General features: G+C 67.7%; 27 protein-coding genes and 1 pseudogene. 12 read left to right on the forward strand and 16 right to left on the reverse strand.

Going from position 1 to position 20432, the window contains the following annotated elements; translation table 11 throughout:
* Nucleotides 1-38 precede the first annotated feature (38 nt).
* Nucleotides 39-280, forward strand: a pseudogene (locus tag GFH48_RS38420) (HU family DNA-binding protein).
* Nucleotides 281-342: 62 nt separating this feature from the next.
* Here the strand turns inward: GFH48_RS38420 and GFH48_RS00885 are convergent.
* Entirely contained in the window at nucleotides 343-1194 is an 852-nt protein-coding gene (locus GFH48_RS00885; RefSeq protein ID WP_153286389.1) for an IS5 family transposase, read from the reverse strand.
* Between the two features lie 120 nt (nucleotides 1195-1314).
* The gene (locus GFH48_RS00890) at nucleotides 1315-2163 is read right to left on the reverse strand and encodes an SDR family NAD(P)-dependent oxidoreductase (RefSeq protein ID WP_153286390.1); all 849 of its coding nucleotides are present in this window, start codon (nucleotides 2161-2163) and stop codon (nucleotides 1315-1317) included.
* Between the two features lie 142 nt (nucleotides 2164-2305).
* Here GFH48_RS00890 and GFH48_RS00895 point away from each other — a divergent pair, with 142 nt between their 5' ends.
* The gene (locus GFH48_RS00895) at nucleotides 2306-3148 is read left to right on the forward strand and encodes a helix-turn-helix transcriptional regulator (protein ID WP_153286391.1); all 843 of its coding nucleotides are present in this window, start codon (nucleotides 2306-2308) and stop codon (nucleotides 3146-3148) included.
* A 284-nt stretch (nucleotides 3149-3432) separates the two neighbouring features.
* Here the strand turns inward: GFH48_RS00895 and GFH48_RS00900 are convergent, their stop codons facing one another.
* The gene (locus GFH48_RS00900) at nucleotides 3433-3831 is read right to left on the reverse strand and encodes a ribosomal maturation YjgA family protein (RefSeq protein ID WP_153286392.1); all 399 of its coding nucleotides are present in this window, start codon (nucleotides 3829-3831) and stop codon (nucleotides 3433-3435) included.
* A gap of 127 nt (nucleotides 3832-3958) precedes the next feature.
* On the opposite strand from GFH48_RS00900, the gene GFH48_RS00905 reads away from it, so the two are divergent.
* The gene (locus GFH48_RS00905; RefSeq protein WP_228120215.1) at nucleotides 3959-4390 is read left to right on the forward strand and encodes a winged helix-turn-helix transcriptional regulator; all 432 of its coding nucleotides are present in this window, start codon (nucleotides 3959-3961) and stop codon (nucleotides 4388-4390) included.
* Between the two features lie 42 nt (nucleotides 4391-4432).
* On the opposite strand, the gene GFH48_RS00910 is transcribed toward GFH48_RS00905, so the two are convergent.
* The 6 genes from GFH48_RS00910 to GFH48_RS00935 form a co-directional block, all read right to left on the reverse strand.
* Entirely contained in the window at nucleotides 4433-4846 is a 414-nt protein-coding gene (locus GFH48_RS00910; protein ID WP_194280446.1) for an SRPBCC family protein, read from the reverse strand.
* Between the two features lie 110 nt (nucleotides 4847-4956).
* The gene (gene npdG / locus GFH48_RS00915) at nucleotides 4957-5607 is read right to left on the reverse strand and encodes an NADPH-dependent F420 reductase (RefSeq protein WP_228121251.1); all 651 of its coding nucleotides are present in this window, start codon (nucleotides 5605-5607) and stop codon (nucleotides 4957-4959) included.
* 560 nt (nucleotides 5608-6167) lie between these two features.
* Nucleotides 6168-6614 carry a nitroreductase family deazaflavin-dependent oxidoreductase gene (locus GFH48_RS00920; protein ID WP_153286395.1) on the reverse strand — a complete coding sequence of 149 codons (447 nt, stop codon included), beginning with the start codon at nucleotides 6612-6614 and terminating at the stop codon, nucleotides 6168-6170.
* Between the two features lie 96 nt (nucleotides 6615-6710).
* A complete protein-coding gene (locus GFH48_RS00925; protein ID WP_153286396.1) occupies nucleotides 6711-7319 on the reverse strand; it encodes a flavodoxin family protein in 609 nt (202 codons plus the stop codon).
* A 135-nt stretch (nucleotides 7320-7454) separates the two neighbouring features.
* Nucleotides 7455-8072 carry a nitroreductase/quinone reductase family protein gene (locus tag GFH48_RS40000; RefSeq protein ID WP_153286397.1) on the reverse strand — a complete coding sequence of 206 codons (618 nt, stop codon included), beginning with the start codon at nucleotides 8070-8072 and terminating at the stop codon, nucleotides 7455-7457.
* Nucleotides 8073-8188: 116 nt separating this feature from the next.
* Nucleotides 8189-8731, reverse strand: a complete 543-nt coding sequence (locus GFH48_RS00935; protein ID WP_153286398.1) for an ArsR/SmtB family transcription factor — start codon at nucleotides 8729-8731, stop codon at nucleotides 8189-8191.
* 57 nt (nucleotides 8732-8788) lie between these two features.
* On the opposite strand from GFH48_RS00935, the gene GFH48_RS00940 reads away from it, so the two are divergent.
* A complete protein-coding gene (locus GFH48_RS00940) occupies nucleotides 8789-9694 on the forward strand; it encodes a S41 family peptidase (protein WP_153286399.1) in 906 nt (301 codons plus the stop codon).
* 588 nt (nucleotides 9695-10282) lie between these two features.
* Here the strand turns inward: GFH48_RS00940 and GFH48_RS00945 are convergent.
* Both GFH48_RS00945 and GFH48_RS39855 read right to left on the reverse strand, forming a co-directional pair.
* Complete coding sequence (locus GFH48_RS00945) at nucleotides 10283-10720, reverse strand: hypothetical protein (protein ID WP_228120217.1); 438 nt, start codon at nucleotides 10718-10720, stop codon at nucleotides 10283-10285.
* Between the two features lie 296 nt (nucleotides 10721-11016).
* Nucleotides 11017-11295, reverse strand: coding sequence for a hypothetical protein (locus GFH48_RS39855; RefSeq protein WP_153286400.1), 279 nt, complete (start codon nucleotides 11293-11295; stop codon nucleotides 11017-11019).
* 299 nt (nucleotides 11296-11594) lie between these two features.
* On the opposite strand from GFH48_RS39855, the gene GFH48_RS00955 reads away from it, so the two are divergent.
* The 3 genes from GFH48_RS00955 (at nucleotide 11595) to GFH48_RS00965 (ending at nucleotide 12828) form a co-directional block, all read left to right on the forward strand.
* On the forward strand, nucleotides 11595-11906 hold the full coding sequence (locus GFH48_RS00955; RefSeq protein ID WP_228120219.1) for an ArsR/SmtB family transcription factor: 312 nt from the start codon (nucleotides 11595-11597) through the stop codon (nucleotides 11904-11906).
* Entirely contained in the window at nucleotides 11893-12411 is a 519-nt protein-coding gene (locus GFH48_RS00960) for an SRPBCC family protein (RefSeq protein ID WP_228120221.1), read from the forward strand. Before GFH48_RS00955 ends, GFH48_RS00960 begins: the two co-directional genes overlap by 14 nt.
* A gap of 105 nt (nucleotides 12412-12516) precedes the next feature.
* Complete coding sequence (locus GFH48_RS00965; protein WP_228120223.1) at nucleotides 12517-12828, forward strand: dihydrofolate reductase family protein; 312 nt, start codon at nucleotides 12517-12519, stop codon at nucleotides 12826-12828.
* 175 nt (nucleotides 12829-13003) lie between these two features.
* Here GFH48_RS00965 and GFH48_RS39665 read toward each other — a convergent pair whose 3' ends face one another.
* Nucleotides 13004-13129, reverse strand: a complete 126-nt coding sequence (locus tag GFH48_RS39665) for a hypothetical protein (RefSeq protein ID WP_265590165.1) — start codon at nucleotides 13127-13129, stop codon at nucleotides 13004-13006.
* Nucleotides 13130-13382: 253 nt separating this feature from the next.
* Between GFH48_RS39665 and GFH48_RS00970 the strand changes: the two genes are divergently transcribed.
* The gene (locus GFH48_RS00970) at nucleotides 13383-13976 is read left to right on the forward strand and encodes an AAA family ATPase (protein WP_153286401.1); all 594 of its coding nucleotides are present in this window, start codon (nucleotides 13383-13385) and stop codon (nucleotides 13974-13976) included.
* A 163-nt stretch (nucleotides 13977-14139) separates the two neighbouring features.
* On the opposite strand, the gene GFH48_RS00975 is transcribed toward GFH48_RS00970, so the two are convergent.
* Nucleotides 14140-14967, reverse strand: coding sequence for an LLM class F420-dependent oxidoreductase (locus GFH48_RS00975; protein WP_153286402.1), 828 nt, complete (start codon nucleotides 14965-14967; stop codon nucleotides 14140-14142).
* Nucleotides 14968-15281: 314 nt separating this feature from the next.
* Here GFH48_RS00975 and GFH48_RS00980 point away from each other — a divergent pair, with 314 nt between their 5' ends.
* Nucleotides 15282-15851 carry a hypothetical protein gene (locus GFH48_RS00980; protein ID WP_153286403.1) on the forward strand — a complete coding sequence of 190 codons (570 nt, stop codon included), beginning with the start codon at nucleotides 15282-15284 and terminating at the stop codon, nucleotides 15849-15851.
* A gap of 765 nt (nucleotides 15852-16616) precedes the next feature.
* Nucleotides 16617-16814: a hypothetical protein gene (locus GFH48_RS00985; RefSeq protein ID WP_153286404.1), complete on the forward strand. Its 198-nt coding sequence runs from the start codon at nucleotides 16617-16619 to the stop codon at nucleotides 16812-16814.
* Nucleotides 16815-17037: 223 nt separating this feature from the next.
* On the opposite strand, the gene GFH48_RS00990 is transcribed toward GFH48_RS00985, so the two are convergent.
* The 3 genes from GFH48_RS00990 to GFH48_RS01000 all read right to left on the reverse strand — a co-directional run bounded on the left by GFH48_RS00990 (nucleotide 17038) and on the right by GFH48_RS01000 (nucleotide 19310).
* Nucleotides 17038-17397 carry a winged helix-turn-helix transcriptional regulator gene (locus GFH48_RS00990; RefSeq protein ID WP_153286405.1) on the reverse strand — a complete coding sequence of 120 codons (360 nt, stop codon included), beginning with the start codon at nucleotides 17395-17397 and terminating at the stop codon, nucleotides 17038-17040.
* Between the two features lie 276 nt (nucleotides 17398-17673).
* On the reverse strand, nucleotides 17674-18666 hold the full coding sequence (locus tag GFH48_RS00995) for a hypothetical protein (protein ID WP_228120225.1): 993 nt from the start codon (nucleotides 18664-18666) through the stop codon (nucleotides 17674-17676).
* On the reverse strand, nucleotides 18663-19310 hold the full coding sequence (locus GFH48_RS01000) for a hemerythrin domain-containing protein (RefSeq protein WP_153286406.1): 648 nt from the start codon (nucleotides 19308-19310) through the stop codon (nucleotides 18663-18665). Before GFH48_RS01000 ends, GFH48_RS00995 begins: the two co-directional genes overlap by 4 nt.
* Before the next feature lie 73 nt (nucleotides 19311-19383).
* Here GFH48_RS01000 and GFH48_RS01005 point away from each other — a divergent pair, with 73 nt between their 5' ends.
* Both GFH48_RS01005 and GFH48_RS01010 read left to right on the forward strand, forming a co-directional pair.
* Nucleotides 19384-20001 (forward strand): TetR/AcrR family transcriptional regulator, encoded by a 618-nt coding sequence (locus GFH48_RS01005; protein WP_153286407.1) that lies wholly within the window; start codon nucleotides 19384-19386, stop codon nucleotides 19999-20001.
* Nucleotides 20002-20053: 52 nt separating this feature from the next.
* Complete coding sequence (locus GFH48_RS01010; protein WP_153286408.1) at nucleotides 20054-20350, forward strand: hypothetical protein; 297 nt, start codon at nucleotides 20054-20056, stop codon at nucleotides 20348-20350.
* Nucleotides 20351-20432 lie beyond the last annotated feature (82 nt).

The raw sequence follows: 20432 nt of genomic DNA on the forward strand, positions 1-20432 counted from the left end.
ATGCCTCGCGCCTCGCCCAACTCCCCCACGCGCCCGCCGTGTCCACGTCGTCGACCGGAACTCCCGCCGCGGCGTCGACCGGCGCCGCGTGTTCCGCACCGTCGCGGCGCCGCGTTGTCGTTGATGGGTGCGACGAGAAGGAGACGACCCCGGGCTTCCTCAGCAACGAGATCGCGCACCGCGCGCAACCCGCAGACCGGCGAACCGCCTGAGATCCCGGCCGGGTACGGCATCAAGGTCTCCCTGCTCCGAGCCCAAGGAAGCCGCCAAGGGTAATTGACCGCCAACTCGCATCGTCCGCACAACAGTTGTCCCGGCTCTAAGAGAGCATCTGATCAGTATTCACGCTGATGTGAGTGGGATGCCCGTTTCGATTCGCCAGGTTGGTGCGGATTCTCCGGTCAGTTCGCGGGACATTTTGTTAGCCATCGCCCAGTGGATCATCGCCTTCGACCTCTGCGGGAGGGCTTCGTAGTCTCGCGCCAGGCGACGGTGCTGCATGAGCCAGCCGAAGGTCCGCTCGATCACCCACCGCTTCGGCAGCGGCTCGAACCCCTTCGCCCGCGGCCGCTGAACGACCTCGACATCGATGCCGAGTCCGGCGCCGTGGTTGAAGATGCTGTTCTGATAACCGCCGTCGGCCCAGACCTTGGTGACGCTGGGATGTGCCGCGGCCAGGTCATCGAGCAGGACCTTGCCGCCGGTGGTGTCGTGCACGTTGGCGGCGGTGACCACAACGGCCAGGACCAGACCGAGCGTGTCCGTGATCAGGTGTCGCTTGCGGCCTTTGATCTTCTTGCCGGCGTCGATGCCCTGGCTGGTCTCGGCGACGTTTGCAGAGGTCTTCACGCTCTGCGCGTCAACCACGGCCGCGGTGGGCTCCGCGCGGCGTCCGTGAAATCGGCGGGTCTTGTCACGTAACAGGTCGTGGACCTGCTGGGTGGTGCCGTCGGTTTCCCACTTCGCGTAGTAGTCGTACACGGTCTTGTAGGGCGGGAAATCGTGCGGCAGATACTCCCACGGGATGCCGGTGCGGTTGACGTAAAGGATTGCGTTGACGATCTCTCGCAAGTCGTGCACCCGAGCCGCTGTGCCAGGCCCCGTCCGTCTCGCCCGCCAAGCGGTGAAGACCGGTTCGATCAAGGCCCAGCGGGCGTCGGACACGTCACTGCGGTACGGGCGACGAACACTCACACCTCATCCAACGACCACCAACGACGTCAGTCACAAAATCACCCCAGAGCATCAGCTACCTAGATCAGATGCTCTCTAAGGAATTTCGTCCTCAGGACGGCGGAACACCGGCCACAAAGCTCACTCGCCGTCCGGATCGCCCTGGGCGAGGCGGGAGAGGTGGTCCCACTCCTCTAGGGCGGCGAGCCGACCGGCGAATTCGGTGCGCAGAGCGTCCACGCCGCCCGTACCGAACACCACGCGCAGCGGCGGGGTGGGCGCGTCGGCAAGAGCCAGGACGGCGTCGGCGGTCGCGGCGGGATCTCCGGGTACGAAACCGCCGGCCTGCGCACCGGCGTAGAGCGCCTCGCGCGCGTGTCGGTAGGCGGGGTCCTGCCGAGCCTGGGGAGAGGCGGACGCCAGGTCCGTGGGGAACATGATCGGTTCGATGAGCGTGACATGGATCCCGTATGCCGCGACCTCGGCCGCGAGTGACTGGCTCATCGCCTCCAGTGCCCATTTCGAGGACTGGTAGATGCCCAGCGACGGGTAGGCCACCAGACCACCGATCGAGGAGACCTGCATGATGTGCCCGGCGCGGCGCTCGCGCATACCGGGCAGTACGGCGCGGGTGGTCCACAGTGCGCCGAAGTAGTTGACGTCGATCTGGGCCCTGACCTGGTCGTCGGTAACCTCCTCGACGGCTCCGACCAGCATGTGTCCGGCGTTGTTGACGAGCACGTCGATGCCCCCGAACCGGATCTCGGCGGTGCTCACGGCGTCGGTGACGGCGACCGTGTCCGTGACATCGAGCTCCAGCGCGAGGACCTGGTCGCCATACCGGTCGGCCAGGGGGCGCAGCGCCTGCGCGTTGCGGGCGGTGGCCGCGAGCCGGTCGCCACGGGCGAGGATCGCCTCGGCCCAATACGCGCCCAGGCCACGGGAAGCACCCGTGAGGAACCAGGTCCGGGGGTTTTGAGAAGCGCTCATGGAAGATCTCCGAAGGCTCGTTGATCGGGTGGTTCCCGATGCCTGACCAGGGTGCTTCCGCAGCGCCGACGCAACCAGAGTCGGCTTACCCAGGGACCGGGAGTCTCTGGCTGCGGCTGTGGCGGGGGCGCACACTCGGACCATGGACACGCAGCAGCTCGCCGATTTTCTCCGGGTGCGACGGGAGGCACTGGGCCCGCAGGACGTCGGACTGCCCGGTACGAGCAGGCGCCGCACGCCTGGTCTGCGGCGTGAGGAGGTCGCGCGGCTGGCCGACATGTCCACCGACTACTACACCCGCCTGGAGCAGGTCCGCGCACCCCAGCCGTCACCGGCCGTGCTGCGCGCGCTCACCCGCGCGCTGCGCCTGACGCTGGACGAACGCGACCACCTCTTCCGCCTCGCGGGGCACGAGGTACCGGATCGTCGCCGTGCCGACGACCATGTCTCGCCCGTCCTGCTCAGCATCCTGGACCGGCTGATCGACGTACCCGCCCAGGTCATGACCGACCTTGGCGTCACCCTCGTCCAGAACCACCTCGCGCGTGCGGTCTTCGGCGATCTCACCCGTCTTGGCGGGCCGACCGCCAGCGTCATCCACCGGTGGTTCACTGATCCGGAGGCCAGGGCCGGCTACCCCCTCCAGGACCATGACCGAGAATCGCGCGTACTGGTCGCCGACCTGCGTGCCGCGGTCGTCCGTCGCGATGACGCGCCTGCCCGCCTGCTGGTACGCCGTCTCCTGCGCGACAGTGCCGAATTCGCCGCGCTGTGGCCCCTGCAGGATGTCGGTGTGCTGCGCGGGCGCCGCAAACGTGTTCGGCATCCCGACGTGGGCCTTCTCGAACTGGACTGCCAGGCACTTGTGGACGAGGACCGCACCCAGGTCCTCGCTCTCTTCGCTCCCGCCCCGGGCACGCCCGCTGCCGAACGTCTCGCCCTCTTGGGTGTCATCGGTGCACTCCAAGAACCAAGTCCCTTGTGAAACAGGCGGAGTCGAAGCGCGGTGCCGACAACTCGGCCGACTTCACCGTCTGAAAGCCCGCATCAACCACTCAGAGGCCGCTCCGTCAGTGGGAGGACCCCAACTGACGGACAGCGCACCGGAAAACGGTGGACCCGGCGAAATCATCCGTCGGGCCACGGTCGCCTGATGCGTGTCAGGATCGCCGTGGATCCGACAGATTGACCCGCTTCAGCACCGGCCACCGCACAGCACGCTCCCGATGGTGGTCGTGCAGCGCAGCCAGTGCCTCGAACAGGGCAGGATCAGTCACTGATCCGAACTCGCTGCCGACGGCCGGGGTCAGCCGGCTGCTCGACACCGCGGCGCCACCCTCCCCGGGCGAGAAGCCACCCCAGGACGGCTCCCACGACGTACCAGAACAGGTCGGGCGCGTTGAAGGTCGCCCCGAAGAGCGGTTGCAGAACAGTGGGGATCCCCGCGATCTGCGACAGCTCCACAGCCCAGCTGAATCCCAACGCGACACCGGCGGCGACAGCGGGCCGCAGTCGCGGCGCCATCGTGACCACAACGGCACACGCCAGCACCGTATAGAGAGCGTCCCCCGTGTACTTCGCGAAGTCGCCGCCGGTCCACGACCGGACGCCGAGACCCGCCGCGACGGTCACCCCCGCCGCACCGAAAGCCCACCACCGTCTGTTCATTCACCGGCACTCTACGCGCTGCGCCGAACCCCGGGGGTTCCGGATACGGGCGCACGAGTCTCTCACGTATACCGAGGCTCGAAAAGAGTTTAAGGTAGCCTTTGGTTTCCTGGTATAGAATGAGGTCATGACAGAAAAGGATGAGCCAGTGGCCATCGACCCGAATCGGCCGATGGACATCCTCGATGCGGCCTGCCCGAGTCGCGACGTGTTCGTGAACCTGGCGGACAAGTGGGCGCTGCTGATGCTGGCGAGCCTGCGCGAGCTCGGGGCCCAGCGGTACTCCGGGCTGCAGCGCACCCTCGGCGGGATCAGCCGGAAGATGCTGTCCCAGACCCTGCGCACGCTGGAACGCGACGGACTGGTGCTGCGCAGTGTGGACCCCCAGGCGAGCCCGCCCCTGGTGATGTACGGGCTGACCGACCTCGGCGGCGAGATCGCCGAGGAGACCAAGGCTCTCTGCGCCTGGACCGAGAAGCGGGCGGCCCAGGTCCACGCCGCGCGCGTCACCTACGACGAGCGCCACAGCGCCGACCAGGTGGTCCGAGCCGACTCCTGAGCGCGGTGGCCGGGACCGTTTCCGGCACCTTCCGGCGTGCGGTCAGGTGCCGAGCAGAGCGGTGATGCGGTCCAGGCACACCTGGTAGAAGCCGCCCACACCGGCTGCCGCCTCGTCCCCGAGGACGCCGGGGACAGGCTCGAATGACCCGGTCCACTCGATCGCCGACCGGTCCGGCCCCTCCTCGACGACCGTGATCCGGGCCGTGAAGTCACGGACCGGGAGCGGTCCGGGGTCGTCGAAGCGGTAGTGGTGGAACCGCTTCCCCTCGTCGAGCAGCCGCTCGACCAGCCGTCCGCCGTCGTGCAGGGTCAGGGTGCGGGTCCGGCGGCCGGTGTCCGCGACGGTCCCGGCGATGCCGGGCATCCAGGACTCCACGGAGTAGAAGTCTCCGATGAGACCCCACACCGTGGATGCGGAGGCTGTGTACTGCTGCTTCTTGCTGAAGGTCGTCATGAGCTCGTTCTCGGGTCGATGGTGGGGTGAGCCGGACGGGGCCGGGCCGAGCGGTGGAGTCGTGCGGTCCGGGTGGCGCGGTGATGCACCGCTGCCGCGGCCGGGTCTCCTCATATGTCGGTGATCCGGAGGCCCGCGTGGGCCTTGTAACGGCGGTTCACCGAGATGAGGTTGGCGACCAGGGCCTCGACCTGGTGGGCGTTGCGCAGCCGGCCGGCGTACACGCCGCGCAGCCCGGGGATGCGGGCAGTCAGTGCCCGCACGATGTCGGTGTCGGAACGGGTGTCCCCGAGGACGAGGACATCGGTGTCGATGGTCTCGATCGCCGGATCGGTGAGCAGCACCGCCGACAGGTGGTGGAAGGCGGCCGTCACTCGTGAGTCCGGCAGGAGCGCGGCGGCCTGTTCGGCCGCGCTGCCCTCCTGCGGGCGGATGCCGTACGCGCCTTTGGCGTCGAAGCCGAGCGGGTTGACCGAGTCGATGACGAGTTTGCCCGCCAGTTCCCCACGTAGTGCCGCCAGGGTGGCCGCGTGCCCCTCCCAGGGCACGGTGACGATCGCGATGTCGGCCCCCCGGGCCGCCCGGGCGTTGTCGAAGCCGGTGATTCCGAGGCCGAGTTCGGCGGCCGCGGCCTCGGCACGTTCCGTGGTGCGCGAGCCGATGGTCACCTGCTGGCCGGCGAGAGCCAGCCGGTAGGCGAGTCCGCGGCCCTGCGGTCCGGTGCCGCCCAGGACGGCGACCACCTGCCCGGACACATCCAAGGGGGGCGTCCCGGGGAGCGGCTGCTCGGACGGCGCTGTCGTCGGGGGGACGTCAGTGGCATGAAGACCTTGCGGGAGTACGTCATCACGCCCGGCCGGCGGGCGGCCTCCCGGACTGTGTCCCTGACCCGTCCAGCGGTGCTGCCTCAGGTCGGCGAGGTCGGTGCCGCGGGCCGACAACAGCACCGTGGCTCCGCCGACATCGCGGGAGGTCTCGTTGACGGCCCTCTTCAGGGCGCGCCGCACGCTGTTGGCGGCCGAGCGGCCGGATGCCTCTGCTTCGGGCGAACTGGTCATGGTGCTCCGGGACTTCCTGTGGGGTCAGATGTCATCTGCGAGCGACTCGCAAGAGAGGGGAGGGCGCACGGCCGGTCCGAACAAGCCGATCGGGGAATGCGTGGGGGTACGTCGATGTGCGCGGTGCCACTGGGGCACGGAGGCACCGTCCGCCCGCATGTCGTCCCGTGCCCGCCGAGCCGGCCGTGACGCCGGTCCGGTTCACCGTGGGTCCCGGTCGGGCGGCGTCGGCCGCCGCACTCGACTCGGGAAGCGGGCCGAGGTCAGGCCTCGTCCGCGACGGGTTCCAGGACGAAGAGCGGGATGTCACGCTCGGTCCCGGCCCGGTAGTCGACGAACGGCGGGTACGCGGCGTCCGCACGCTTCCACCAGGCGGCCTTCTCCTCGCCCCGCAGCTCCCGCGCGATCATGTCGCGTTTGACCGCATGGTCCTGCACCTCCACGAGAGGGTGCGAGACGACGTTGCGGTACCAGGACGGATGGGTGTCGGCGCCTCCGTTGGAGGCGGCCACCGCGTACGAGCCGTCGTGCTCCACCCGCATGAGGGGCATCTTGCGGATCTTGCCGGACTTCACGCCCTTGGTGGTCAGGATGATGACCGGCAGGTCCAGGAAGGTCCCGCCCTCCGCGCCGTCGGTGGCTTCGTATTGCGCGACCTGTTCGCGCACCCATTCGGTGGCGCTCGGCTCGTACTCACCGTTCAGAGGCATTGATCGTGCTCCTAGTCGTTCTTCACCGCGGGCCGTGAGGATCTTCACGACCCGGAGGCGGCTAAATTCTTGGTACCGGTCGGGCGCCGGTACAGGTCAGGCGGTGGCCAGTGCGGCGTGGCCCGCAGCGAGCGCCGCGGCCTGTGCGGCGACGCGTGCTCCGAGGTGTTCGGCGGTGGCGATGTCGGCTTCGTGCACCGTCTCCACGCCGCCGTCCTGAGGGGTCTGAGCTCCAGCGCCGACCCAGAAGCCGAGACGGTTGAGGTCACTCTCGCCGGCCTGGAGGGCGTTCCAGCCCGGAGCCAGGCCCAGCCCCACCCAGATCATGTGGTGCTGCGCGGCGAAGGCGGCCAGGAAGTTCAGCGTGTTGAGCTTGTCGCCGCTTTTGGAGGCGGAGTTGGTGAAACCGGCCGCGATCTTGTCCGCCCATGTTCCGCGGAGGTACCGGCCGCTGCTGGCTTCCGCGAAGGCATGGAAGCCGGCGGACGCGCCGCCCATGTAGGTGGGGGTCCCGAAGATCACGGCGTCCGCGGTGTCGAGCAGACTCCACTGATCCTCGGTGATGGTGTCCACCGCGACGAGGTCCACCTGTGCGGCGGCCTTTCCCGCTCCGCGGCCGACCGCTTCGGCGAGAACCGCGGTGTGACCGTATCCGGAGTGGTAGGCGACGACGACGCGTGTTTCCGGGGATGCAGCCTGAGACATTCAAGACTCCTTAGTAGGTGTGGTTACCAAAGTAGACCACATCTTTTTAGGTGTCCATACGTGGAAAAGAGGCTGTGTTTCCACTGGGGTGCGGCCTAGTGGGGCGAGAGCACGCCGGAGCGGAAGCGGTGGCGTTTACGGGTCCGGTGGAACCGGTGATGGCGCCCCGGGCGGGACGCCTCGGTCGGCAGGTTCACCGCGCTCGTCGGCTCGTAGGAAGTGAGGGTGCCGAGGCGGCGAAATGCTCTGGCCGGGCGGACGCACCCGTCGGTCAGGGAAAAGATTGGGGTACGCGGCGCCCGAGCACTCCCACCGGCCGGCCCCTTCCTCGCCGTCGAACTCACGGACGGGAACGTCCCGCTTCACACCGCCGTCTCGTAGTTCGGCATGCGGGTGAGCGGCCACGTTCCCGTGCCAAGTGGGCACACTCTCGCCCCCGTTGGAGGCGACGACCGCGCACACACCGTCGCGATCGATTTCCATGAGGGGCCTCTTTGGCAGCTCGCTGGACCTGGCACCGACTGCCGGCAGGACGATCACGGGGCGGCCCTGGTCGCCTCGCATCGGCCGCCCAGCATAAGAAGTGCGGGCAAGTGGCTCGTACGTCTGCGACGTCAGCGGACGGTAGCGCACGGGGGCGTGGGGCGCTGGAGTCGTGGCCGAGGGGCCATCGAGTGGCCGATCGGGCGTGAGATTGGGCCTCGGAATCCGAGATCCCACATATGCCCGGACTCGGCAGTTGTCCTTCGACATCGAAGACAGTCGCCTGCGGCGGCCTGATCCCGGGCGACTGGTTGGATGCCAATGGTGCCCATGGGTGCGGCTGGTCTCAAGTGAGCCAGGCGTGCTGTCTCGTGAGGTTGGCGCCGCTAGGCGGAACTGGTGGCGCTGGTCGGCAGAGCCTGCTGACAGAGCGCTACCAACACAGCGTGCAGGGGCTGGTCCTCTGCATCCTCCTCGGCCTCGTCGACCAGTTTTGCGAGGGCTTCGCCGAGTTCTCTTGCCTTCGTGGGGCTGAGACGCAGATGGCGCAGTGTCAGGTGGGTGTCGGCGGGTGAGAGGCCCAGTTCCTGGGCGACCGCGGCCAGCATCACGGCGCTGCCTGCCACTTGAGGTTCGGCGACGACGATGTGGCGGCCCACGCGCTGGTAGTACTGCTCGGTACCGCCGCGGACCTGACGGGTCTCGGCGACGTGTACCAGCCCGGCTTCGCGGAGCACTTTGAGGTGGTGGGCCACGTTGCCCTTCTTCGCGTCGAGTCGCGCCGCAAGCTGCCTGATGGTGGCAGGCTGACGGCCCAGAGCGAGGAGCAACCGCTGACGCAACGGGTTGGCGAGTGCCGCGAACTGCGCGGGCGCGACGATCTCCAGAACATCCTCATTGAGAGGCAAAGAGGGAAGGTGATCACGCATACCAAAAGTGTCTAAACTCTTTGACGCTTTCGCAAGGGCGGTGCTCTACTCCCTGCCATGACCACTACAACGAAGCCTCCGCCGGCTCCTGTCATCGACGAGACAGCCCGGCTCCTGATCGAGCACTACGTTTTCCCCGAGATAGCCGAGCAGCTCGCCGGCCTGCTGCAACGACGCCTCACCGAGGGCGCCTACGACGTAGACGACGCCGAGGAACTCGCCCGTCTGGTCACCGCGGACCTGCAGTCCGTCAACGGCGACCGCCACCTGCGACTGAAGCATCACGCCGATCCGATCCCCCCGAAGGAGGGGGCGGCCACCTTGGACGCCATGCGCCGGGACTTCGCAACCTCGCTGGGCGGTGCACCCCGGGTGCAGTTGCTGGACGGAGAGGTCGCCGTGGTGGAGCTGGCACCGATGCTCTTTCCGCTGGAGTGGGCCGCCGAACCGCTGAGCGCGGCGCTCACCCTGGCCTCCAGCGCCCAGGCGCTGATCATCGACCTTCGTGCCAACCGGGGCGGCGACCCGGACACGGTCGCCTTCGTCTGCAGCTACCTACTCGACGAGCGCACCCACCTCAACACCATGCAATGGCACGGCGGCAAGCGCACCGAGCAGTCGTGGAGCCTGCCGCACGTTCCCGGCGCACGCTTCGGCGGCACCAAGCCGTTGTATGTGCTGTCCAGCGACAGCACCTTCTCCGCCGCCGAAGAGCTGGCCTACGACCTCCAGCAGCTCGGTCGCGCGATCGTCGTCGGCGAGCGTACCCGCGGCGGCGCACACCCCTGCAACGGCTGGACCGTGCACCCACACCTGGAAGCCACCATCCCCGTCGGGCGCGCCATCAACCCCGTCTCCGGCACGAACTGGGAAGGCACCGGTGTGCAGCCGGACATCCCCGTCGCTGCTGCTGACTCCCTCGCCCACGCACACGCGCTGGCCCTCGCCCGGCTGGCAGGCTGACCCGGTCCAGGTCATCGACAGCACTGCGCGCAGCGCCCCCCTGCCCACGCCGACGGCTGAATCGGACGGCGGAGGCCCCAGCCTCCGGCGGCCCCCGCGTGCTCACCCCGCACGATCAGGTTCACTGTCACAGAACCGAAAGGGCTGGGGCCGCTGCCACCTTCCCCTCGGACGGCCTGGGTAGGACCGGCGGGGCGCAGCTGGGTGCCGTCCTTGAGGTGTGCGAGTCGGCCAGTGGCGAGGCTGGTGCCTTCCTGGTCCGCGATGACCTACAGGGACAGGTGGTCCTGCTCGTACCAAACGGCACGTAGCCCGTGCCGCTGCGGCCGGGCCTGCGCCGGTCCGCCCTCTGCGTGTCGTCTCCTCGCTTACCGGTGAGGTCACCTGTACGCGGCCTGACGGCGTCCGCCTCGCCATTGACGGCCACGCCGACTCCGCCGGCCTGACCAGAGCGACCCGTCGCGCGGTGATCCTGATGGCGAGACCAGACACGCCCTTCTCATCACGGCGGCGGCCGCTGTGACATCGGCACTGTGTTGTCTGGCGGGTATGTGCTCCTCGCCCTGGGGGTGTTGGCGTGCCTGAGAGTCACACGATGCAGAAACCGGTGTTCTTGAGGGCCTGGTTGATCTGCTTGCCCTCCGCCTCAGTGGTGGTGGCGTCTTTGTAGGTGAAGCGTTGCGAGGCAAGGTGGTCGAGGCGCTGCGCACCGCCGTTGATGGCGCTGCACTGGTTCCGGGCGGCGTCGATGACCTTGTCTTCGTAGCGGGCGGCGGCCGGGGCAGCGGCGGCCAGGGCGCGGAGCAGTCGGGCGCGGGCGGCACCGGTCGGCCTCGGTGGGATGCCGGTTGCCTTCGCGAGGGCGTCGGCGCTCGACGTCGCGGCCGCAGCGGTGGCCTGCTTGCTGGCCACCGTGCTTGCCTTGTCGGGCTTGCCGTCGGCCTTGCTGGTGCCGTCGTCGCAGGCGGTGAGCGCGGCGGCCGTCGCGAGCAGGATGACGGCGGGCAGGGTGGCGCGGGTCTTCAAGGTCCCCCCATGGGATCCGAGTTGAGTGAACATCATGTCGCGAGGCGGGGTGCGGCAGATGCGTAGGTAGAGGGTCGTACGTTACAGGGCTACAACATCCACGGACGGGGCCGGTGCGGTTGACCCAGGCGGCGAAGGATCGCTGGTAGAAGAGGGTGAAGGGGTGAATTCCCTCCTCTCGCCCGGCACCCGCCCCTGCTCCGCCGCGAACGGTCCGGAGGCGAGCAGCGTAGTCGAACCCGACGATCACCTCGGACCACCTCGAAGCGCCGTTGACGTGTGCCGCGAACGGCTCCTCAGCGAACACCTCTGGCCCCCCGGATGCGCTCGATGATGGCGCCGGTGAAAGGGTGACTCAGCCGTATATCGACCCGGTAGCCGGCCATGGCGGTGGCCGTGACAGGGCAGATCAGCAGGTGGGACCTGCCGGTGCCGGAGTCGCCGATCGGGCAGAGAGGGTCGCCCTCGCGGATCCCCTCGCCGGCAGTACGTAAGAACGGAGACCAGGTGTCCATGAGGTCTGGCATCAGTTCTTGATCAAGGTGTCTTGAAATGTTGGTGAGAACCGGCAGCACTCCAGGAGACTGCCGGGAGGTGTCCCCGCCGAGGGACATGATTCAGGCAGTAGACCTGAGACCGGAGCTGTTGCCCCTGCCCGTGAGTCGGCAACGGCTGGAGGAGCTGTGTACGGGGATCGAGCGCAGCACTGACGTGCCGGCATCTCGCCCCGAGGCGGGCGGCGGGCGGCGGGCGGCGGGGCAATCGCGGCCTTCACCGTGATGACTGGACACGACTACGAGGCTGTTGACTTCGCCGAGTACGAAGGCAGCAGGACTCTGTAGGAGTTCGCGCGGGAGGCTGGAGGAGGCCGGACGTGCCGCCACGGCCGTCCCGCGTGAAGGCGAAGCTCGGCGAGCGGCCCGTGACCGAACTGGCACGGGACCTGGGGATGAGTCAGCCGCAGGCGTCCAAGCACCTGCGGGTGCTCCGCGAGGTCGGGCTGGTGCGGGTCCGCGAGGCGGGCAAGCAGCGACTGTACGGCCTGGACGCCCGCGGGCTGCGACCGGTCCACGAGTGGGTGGGCGGCTTCGAAGAGTTCTGGAACGAGACCTTCGACCGGCTCGACGAGTACGTACGAGACCTCAAACAGGCGAGGCAGGAGGAACCACCGGATGACGACGAGTAGCGGCGGCGAGGCCGACCGCATGACCACGGACCGGGAGATCGTGGTCTCCCGGGCCATCGGCGCCCCACGGGAGCTGGTGTTCCAGGCGTTCACTCAGGTTCGGCACCTGTCGCGGTGGTGGGGACCGGAAGGGTTCTCGACCACGACGCGGTCCTTCGAGTTCCACGCGGGCGGGGCCTGGGACTTCGTGATGCACGGGCCGGACGGCACCGACTACCAGGAGTGGATCACCTGGACCGAGATCGTCCCGCCGGATCGGATCGCGCTGGTGCACGGCGAGTCCCGCGACGACCCCAACGCCTTCGAGTCGGTCCTCACCTTCGAGCCGGCCGGCGAGGATACCCGCATCGTGATGCGCACGGTGTTCCCCACGAAGGAACTGCGCGACCAGGCGGTGGAGAAATACCACGCGATCGAGGGCGGCGAGCAGACGCTGCGGAACCTGGCGGCCTACGTCGCCGAACTCACCAGCAACGAGACCACATCGAAGGGAGCCGAGGGCTGATGGCCGGGAAGGTGTTCTTCAGCGTGACGATGTCGCTCGACGGCTTCATGGCGCCGGAGGCCGTGCCCGTCGAGGACGTCTTCTCGCCCGAGGGTCCGGCGCTGGATGACGAAGTGGTCGGAACTGCAGGCATGGCTGTTCCCGCAGCGTTGGTTCCGGGAGAACCTCAAGCTGGGCGAGGGCGGCGAGGCCGCCGGCGACCGCGACGTCCGCATCGCCGGCGGTGCCGAGACGATCCAGGAGTACCTGGACGGCGGCCTGATCGACGAGTTCTCGATCACCCTCGCGCCCGTGCTCTTCGGCACCGGCATCCGCCTGTTCGACCGCGTGGACCCGACCCGCCTCGTCCTCGACCAGACCCGCACGGACGCGTCATCCCGGGTGACGCACCTGACCTACACCGTAGGGAAGCGGTAGCCGGCGCACCGCGCAGGCCGGCGCCCCGCCACGCGGCCCCGGTCGTGAGGGGTAGGGCGTTGGCCCAGCCGAGTACGGGCGCCATTGGCGGAGCGGGAGCCTTCTCCGGCACCGACCCGGCTTCCGCAGCCTGGGCACCGAGCGCTCGACGTTTGGCACCTGACACCCACTCGGATCACGTCGCCGTCATCCTCAACCGACTCTCCACCCTGATCCCCGGGTCCGCCAGGAAGAGCAGCGCTTCCAACCGGAGCAGTACCTCGCGCACAGCCCAGAACCACAGCCAGAAGGTGGTTGGCACTGGCAGTTCCCAGACCTTCTCGCATGACTCACGAGCAAGGCCGACGGTCACCGGGAGTAGTCATCTCACGGAAGTTGGATCAGAACCCGAAACCGGGCAGCATCTGTTCACCGCTGTCGACAGCAGCGTCCTTCGAACGGTCGGTGGTGGACTGAGCGGCAGGTGCGGCGGCGGCGCAGGGGGCTCGGCATCGGGATCGAAATGCTAAGCCATACCCTTCTACCGAGGCACCAGCTGTGATCAGAATGCTGCTATGACGATGATCCCGATCGGTGCTGAAGCGGTTGCCACTGCCATCGACGCCCGAAGCCACGGAGGAGTGGTCCTGGTCGCGATCGATGGCATGGGTGGTTCGGGCAAGTCGACCCTGGCGACGGCCCTCGCGGAGTTGCGCGGCGCCGTGGTGGTTCACGGCGACGACTTCTACCGACCCATGGACCCGGAGGAGCGTGCCGGCCTGGAACCCGAAGAGGGCTACCACCGCTACTTCGACTGGCAGCGGCTGCGGGAGGAAGTGCTTGTCCCGCTCGCAGCAGCCCGTGATGCCGCCTATCGGCGCTACGACTGGGCGACCGGTGCTCTGGCCCCGGACGAAAGCCATGCCGTTTCTGCATCCGGCGTCGTCGTCGTGGAGGGCGTGTACACCGCCCGGCCCGAACTCGCCGACTACTACGACCTCATCGTCTACGTTGACACCCCCCGCGTGGAATCCATGCGCCGCCTGCGAGAGCGCGGCGACGACCACGGCCCGATCGACTGGGAGTCTCGCTGGCGCCTGGCCGAGGAGCACTACCTGGCCCTGACCCGTCCCCGGGAAAGGGCCCACCTCGTGGTCTGCGGGCACTGACCTGGCCTTGGCCGTCCTTCCCCGTACCCAAGCACTCGGCATGGTGCGAGTTGGGTGCTTGGCACTCTGTCCGCCGTGCGTTGCCGGACAGGGCGCCAACCGTAGCCCCTTCGAGCAACTGCCGATTCCGATGGATGGCTGAGGCGCGGTACAGGTTCGCTGGTTACCTATAGTCGCCGACGAGCGCGGCGAGCATATCCAGCATCCGCAGAGTCTCGGCCTCGGGCTGGGTCGGCAGGGAAAGCGCTACGCGGTCAGCCCCCGCTTCGGCATATGCGGCGATGAGTTCGGGTCTGGGTGCTACGGACGCCACGGTCACCGGCACATCTCCGGCGACCTCGGTCACCCAGTTCAACTGGGCCCGGACCCGGGCCGGGTTGCCCACCGAGTGCGGCATCCAACCATCACCATGCGCCGCCACTCTGGCCAATGCCGCCTCTCCATCGCCACCGATGAAGATGGGGGGATGCGGGCGTTGTACTGGCTTCGGCCAACAGAAGATCGGGGCAAAGTCGATGTACTCGCCGTGGAACTCGGCCTGTTCGCTGGTCCAGATCTCCTTGATCGCGGCCAACTGTTCGTTCAGCAGCTTCCCCCGCGTACGCGGATCCGTGCCGTGATTACGCATCTCCTCACGACTCCAGCCCGTACCCACACCGAAAAGCACCCGCCCGTCGGACACCAGGTCCAGGCTGGCTACCTGCTTGGCGGTATGAATCACATCGCGCTGAACCAGCAAAGCCACCCCGGTGCCCAGGACCAGGTTGTCGGTCACCGTTGCGGCCGCCGTCAGCGCGACGAACGGGTCCAGCGTGCGGTAATACATCCTGGGTAGTTCCCCACCACCGGGAAATGGCGTCTCTTGCTTCGCCGCGACATGACTGTGCTCGTGCAGGAGAAGGGATTCGAAAGCTCGCTCCTCCAAGGCTTTAGCCAGCGAGGCAGGCCGGATTCCCTCGTCCGCCAGGAATGTGGTGACACCAATCTTCACCTCTCAAGTGAACCATGCCGTGTGCGTCTTTTCCTTGAAGGAGCAGGCCGGGTCAGTGCCGTTTCGGTGCGCCCGGGCCGCGATTTCCGGCCCTCGACGAGCGGCTCTATCTTTCAAAGAGCACTGGTTCCTCAACGCGCCCTAATAAATATTCGCGTCCCTTGCCCCCGTACTTCCTTCCCTTCGGCCTGCGAATTACAGTGGCATCAGCAAGGACCGCCTGCGGATCCCCTCTTCGACGGAGGGGATCCGCAGTTGGTCATGTCCTGGGAGGATGAGGGGAGAGGTTGGGGCGTCGGGAGAGGTACCGCAAGGTGCTCAGACCGCTGCTGAGAGCCGGGCTCGAGGTGATACCCGACGCGGTTCCGGCGTCGGCCATACCTCATGTCCTCGGGTACGAACGCGAGCGGAATTTCGGCGGCTTCCTCGTTGAGTATGACGACCCACGACTGGTGGAGCGACTCAACGCGGGTTGGTACGACCTCGCCATGTCCGCCGGTCTGCTCGATGAGAACCGCGAATTCCTGCTCATGTTGCCTAGGGGCACCTGGACGGCCGTGGACCACCGCCGGCTGCGGCACAGGATGCATGTCTGGCACCGGGTCCGCCTGCTGGACAGGTGGGACATCATGGGGGCCGGCGCGGCTACCTTCCTCGGCATTAACGCCGGCCACCCCGGATTCGCCATGCTGGCCCTGGACAACAGCGTCTGGCTCACGGCCGGCACGTATGAGTCGGGTGTCGGTGTGTACGCAGTGCGCGACCCCGCTCGCTCCCCAGGGGTTCTGTGCGCCTTGGAGTGGCTCGCCCGGGAGGACATCTACAGGGATCGCGAGTTCCGACGTGAAGTCACCGCCTGGCTGACGCACCGGCAGCAGCGCTAGACAAGGGGTTCGGACATAGTGCGCACGAAGCGCCCGTTCCGCTCCGTGCGCAGGGGGGAACGACGCCGAGGGCCTCCTCAGGAACAACGGCCCAGCGCCGACTGATCAGCGGACCGTCGGGTATGCGCTCCGGGCTCGTGCAGTCGTCATAGCGATACACGATGCAAGGGCCCACGTCCTCGGCAGTCGCGAAATCACAGCTCGTCGTAAGACGCAAGGAGTTGTGACTGGAGGAGGGGAAGAACCGCACGAGCGTACTGGCTCGCGCCGTGCGCCAGAGAAGCTCCTCGACCGGTGGCACCCACGAGTCGATACGGCGGTAGTAGGCGTCGGCCTCGGGTGTCTGACGGATGCGTGCGTCCCACTCGGAGCCCAGTTCCATCATGTACCCAGTGTGGTCACCGCCCCGCCAATCCGAAAGGGCGGCGAACGATGGATCGAGACAGAACGATCTCACCCAGTATCAATTCGGTGCGCTGCGGGAACTCGGCATGGAGTGCGCGTGACACTCCCGTCGGCAGGTGATCGAACCGGCCGGAGACCCCACAGCACGGAGAGATCCCGGGCCTCAGACCTCAGGGGTCTCGTGCACTCTCGCCGCGGTCCGGAGCGGCGCTCGGGTCCGCGCTCGGGTGTTGCCGAGGCCGCGGGTGCGGCAGCCCCTGAGAGCCGCTACCTACGGTAACGACCCGAGATGCGACCCTCGCGACGGTGTGTGACGCTCGTATTACACCTAGTTTCCACCCTCTCCGAGGAGACATCACCATGGCCGAGCACAAGAGCGACCGCAGCCGCGCGGACAAGAAGAACCTGGCGGACAGGACCCCCGAGGAGCAGCGCGGGGCCGAGTCGCGCGAGGGCCGCACCGCCCAGGAGGACGGCACGGCTCATCGCCTCGCCGGCAAGGAAGCCCACGAGGTCGACCACAAGGGCAGCACTTCGAGCCAGCCGAAGCGCCACTGACGCTCCCCCAGCACCATATGTCCCCCGCCGCGACGGCGCGGGAAAGGGACCCCGGACCGCAGGCCGCCGCACGCGAGCTGCCCGTCCATGCACTCCGGCTGCGCACCCGACCTCCCCAGGTCACGACGGTGCGAAGCCGGGGCGCACCGGATTGCGAGGTCACACCGGGGTTCATAACAACACTCAGTCCGCCGGGGCCGGTTCGGTACCCCGCGATCGATCACTACTGCACCGCGGGTCCGGTTATGGACAGATGGTTGCGCGCCCATAGGTCCAGCGCCTCGAACGCGGGCCTCAACGCCACGCCTGCCTCCGTCAAGCGGTACGCGACCCGTAGTGGGGGCCCCTCGTCCACCTCTCGCGCGACCAGCCCGGCCGCGACAAGTTCACTGAGCCTGTCAGAGAGCATTCGTTCACTGATGCCCGGGATCGCGCGACGCAACTCGGTGAAGTGGACCGGGTGTTGCATCAGGACCGCCACAACCAAACCCGTCCAGCGTTTGCCGAGCAGGGCGAACACACGAGTCATGCCGCTGTCGACCTCGCGGCATGGCCCCACCGCGCGGTCTTCGAGCTCCTCCATGAATGTCGCGCCTCCCTGTTACCGACGAGAAGTGGCCTGCCCGGCAGACCCCAGCACACCGCACAACGCTCCCTCCGCGATGTGCGATTGGTCCGTCGGAAGCGAGCAGGGGCCGACCGAGCAACGGGCGAGGGAACCCAACGGCGCCCAACGGCTTATCCAGTTGGGCCGTCAGCGAGACCGCTCGGTCTCGCTCCTCGCCCGCCGTCCGCCGCCCGCATGCGCTGAGAACCTGGGCCGGCCTGTTGCTTGCAGTCCAGACTGACCGTCGGTCTTCTACCGGGTCTTCCCGAGATCACTCGTGGCTCGCGCGGCGAGGTCGCGCAGTCGCTCCGCTGTGCCGTCACGCTGTGCTCGCCAGAGCCCGTACTTGGCCATGAGGCCGTTCGAAACGGTCAGCAGAGTCCGGTACGGCGGCGCGGCCAGACCCTTTGATGTGTGGGGTGCGTAGACAGCACCTTCGTCGGTGACCTTCAGCCACCCTGTCAGGGTACGCATACCGAGTCCGACACATTGCGGCTGGAAGCTGTGCGCCAGGAAGCCGGCCCGCCTGCCGCCCGGCGGCAGCAGTCCGGATGGAAGTTCCAGGTGCAGGCCTGCGGTGTCGTGGCCGGTCACCCGCACGGGAAGGATCACTGGGAAGCCGTCCGCGCCCTTGTAGGCGACCAAGCGGTGGGGCAACCCGGCGATCTGCCGCATCAGTCCGGCGACGTCCACCCGCGGGCCCGTGCCATTCTTCGGTGCAGCCTGCGCAGCCGGAGCCTGTGGCCAGGGCGCGCCCGCGACCGTCTTTCCGCCCTGGGCACCGAGATCTTCCCAGACGGATACGCGCTCCAAGTCCGCATCGACGAAGACCCGTTGCTGGTGGTACTCCCTCAGGAGCCAATCCCAGACGGGCCCGCGTCTGGTCTCGCCCAGGAACGCTTCGGAGGCCTTCATGAACGCGGAGAGGCGTTCCGGAGAAGGATGCAGATCTATCGACGCCTTGCCCTGAGCCAGGACGTACGCCGTGCTGTCAGCGAACCCGTGCTCACGTGTGTGGTAGGCGAAGGCCACGTGAGGATCCCGCAGGATGCGTTCGAGCTTCTTCGGAAATCCCAGCGAGGTGGTGAAGCCGACCCGGCCCTGTTCTCGATCTCCGAGGCCTGTCGGCGAGACGCTCGTGATCACTGCACCGCCGGCCGGAGTGACATAGGAAACCGCGACAGTCAGGTCGCCCTTGATGGCCGAGTCCGCCGCATCCGGCCAGATGACCGGCTCCGTCGTCACGACCCACTTCCGCGAAGTGTCCGCAGATCGTCCTCTGCCTGGTGACGCATCGCCGGGAGGAGGGGCAGTACCGGCTCGGGCAGGCCCGCCAGAACGAGAGCGACCTCGTCGGGGGTGCCCACCTCGTCGAGGAACCCGATCATGAGGTGGCCGGCCACGGGCGGAGTGGTCGCGATCACCTCTCGCGCGAACTCGCGCCACTGCGCTGCGCTGAGGTGGTCGCGAAGTGCCGGGAAGAGAACCGGCTCTTCATGGTCCAGGTGGGCAAGGACCGTGTCCCGCACAGCGATGGCTGCCGACCGCAGCGCACTCCGGACACCGGTCTCTTCACCGCCCTCGGATATGACAACGGCGGCCAGCCTTGCGAGCGCGGCATCCAACTGCTCGTGCTCGTCGGTGAGTCCGTGGAGACCCTGGACGAGGTCGGGCGCGGTCTTCAGGATCCGCGGCCAGAGGTCGTGGTCTTCGGTCTCGTGGTGGTGGCGCAGGTTCACGACGAGGAAATCGCGGAGCTGACCCAGAGCGCTCAGCGGCACCGTGGCGCGTTCGGCCGAGGTGACCAGGAGGGCAGTGGCGAGGCGATGCACGTCGTGGGCGAGCCGAGTCTCGACGACCGCGGCGGATTCGCTGGTGGGGGGATTCATGCAAGCAAACGTATTCATTATAGATACTTATTGTCAATATATTTACTTACCGTGAAGGAGGTAGACTGCCTCCGTGACCGTTCGCAAGTACCACTCGCCACGTAGAACCAATTCAGCGGCGGCTACCCGCGAAGCCATCCTCAAGAGCGCGCACACCCTCTTTCTGGCTCGCGGGTATGCCGGCGTGACAGTCGGCGAGGTCGCGGAGGCGGCACAGGTGGCCGTCCCCACCGTCTACAGCAGCATCGGCAGCAAGCCCAGCATCCTGGCGGCTCTGCTGGAGCCCGCCCTCTCCGACCCCGCCGTCGCGGCGACCATGGCCGCCGTGGAGGCAAGCGATGACCCCCACGCCGTCATCGCACTCACGGCCGAGGGCACACGAGCAACCCACGAACGCCACTGGGATCTTGTCTACGGTCTCTTCTACCGGGATCCTCCCGGCGAGCCGGCGGTCAAGGCAGTGCTGGACAGGGGTACCGATGACTACGTTCAAGCCCTGACCCGCGTGACCGATCGCCTACTGACGCTTGATGCCCTGCGCCCGGAGATCAGTCGCTCGGAGGCCGTGGATCTTCTCTACTTTCACCTTGGGCCACACGCCTGGATGACCCTGGTCGGCGAACGCTCGTGGTCCTTCGACCGAACACAGACCTGCATCGCCCACCTGGCCTGCGAGGCACTCCTCAAGTAGGGCGCACCGCGCTGTCGCGAGTCCGGGCCGAGGAGGTGTTGAGGGGTCGTCAGTGCACAGCTGCGCCGACACCCTCCGTCGGTCGGCTTTCCCCGGCCCTCGCGGTCGGGGCGGCGACCTCGATCAGTCCAGTCTCGACTTCCACTCGAACGCGTTGCTGCGCGGGCACGACGACACGCCCGAGGTCATCAACGCTGGTCCTGCCGCGCACCACCCCTCCGAGTACAGGGAGTTCGACGGGATAATGGTCCCGACCCGGCGGCGCGTCTACCGGCGAGGGGAGGACGGAACGGTGAACAAGGACATGGAACTCGTCACGATCGATGTCGAGAGTGTCGTGTTCGTCTGACCAGGGAGCGGCACTTGACGACCCCACCACCTGAGCTGGAAGCCCTGCTGTTGCCGCCTGATGAAGGTGTGGTGCTGGAGCG

Source organism: Streptomyces fagopyri, assembly GCF_009498275.1.
Lineage (GTDB): Bacteria > Actinomycetota > Actinomycetes > Streptomycetales > Streptomycetaceae > Streptomyces > Streptomyces fagopyri.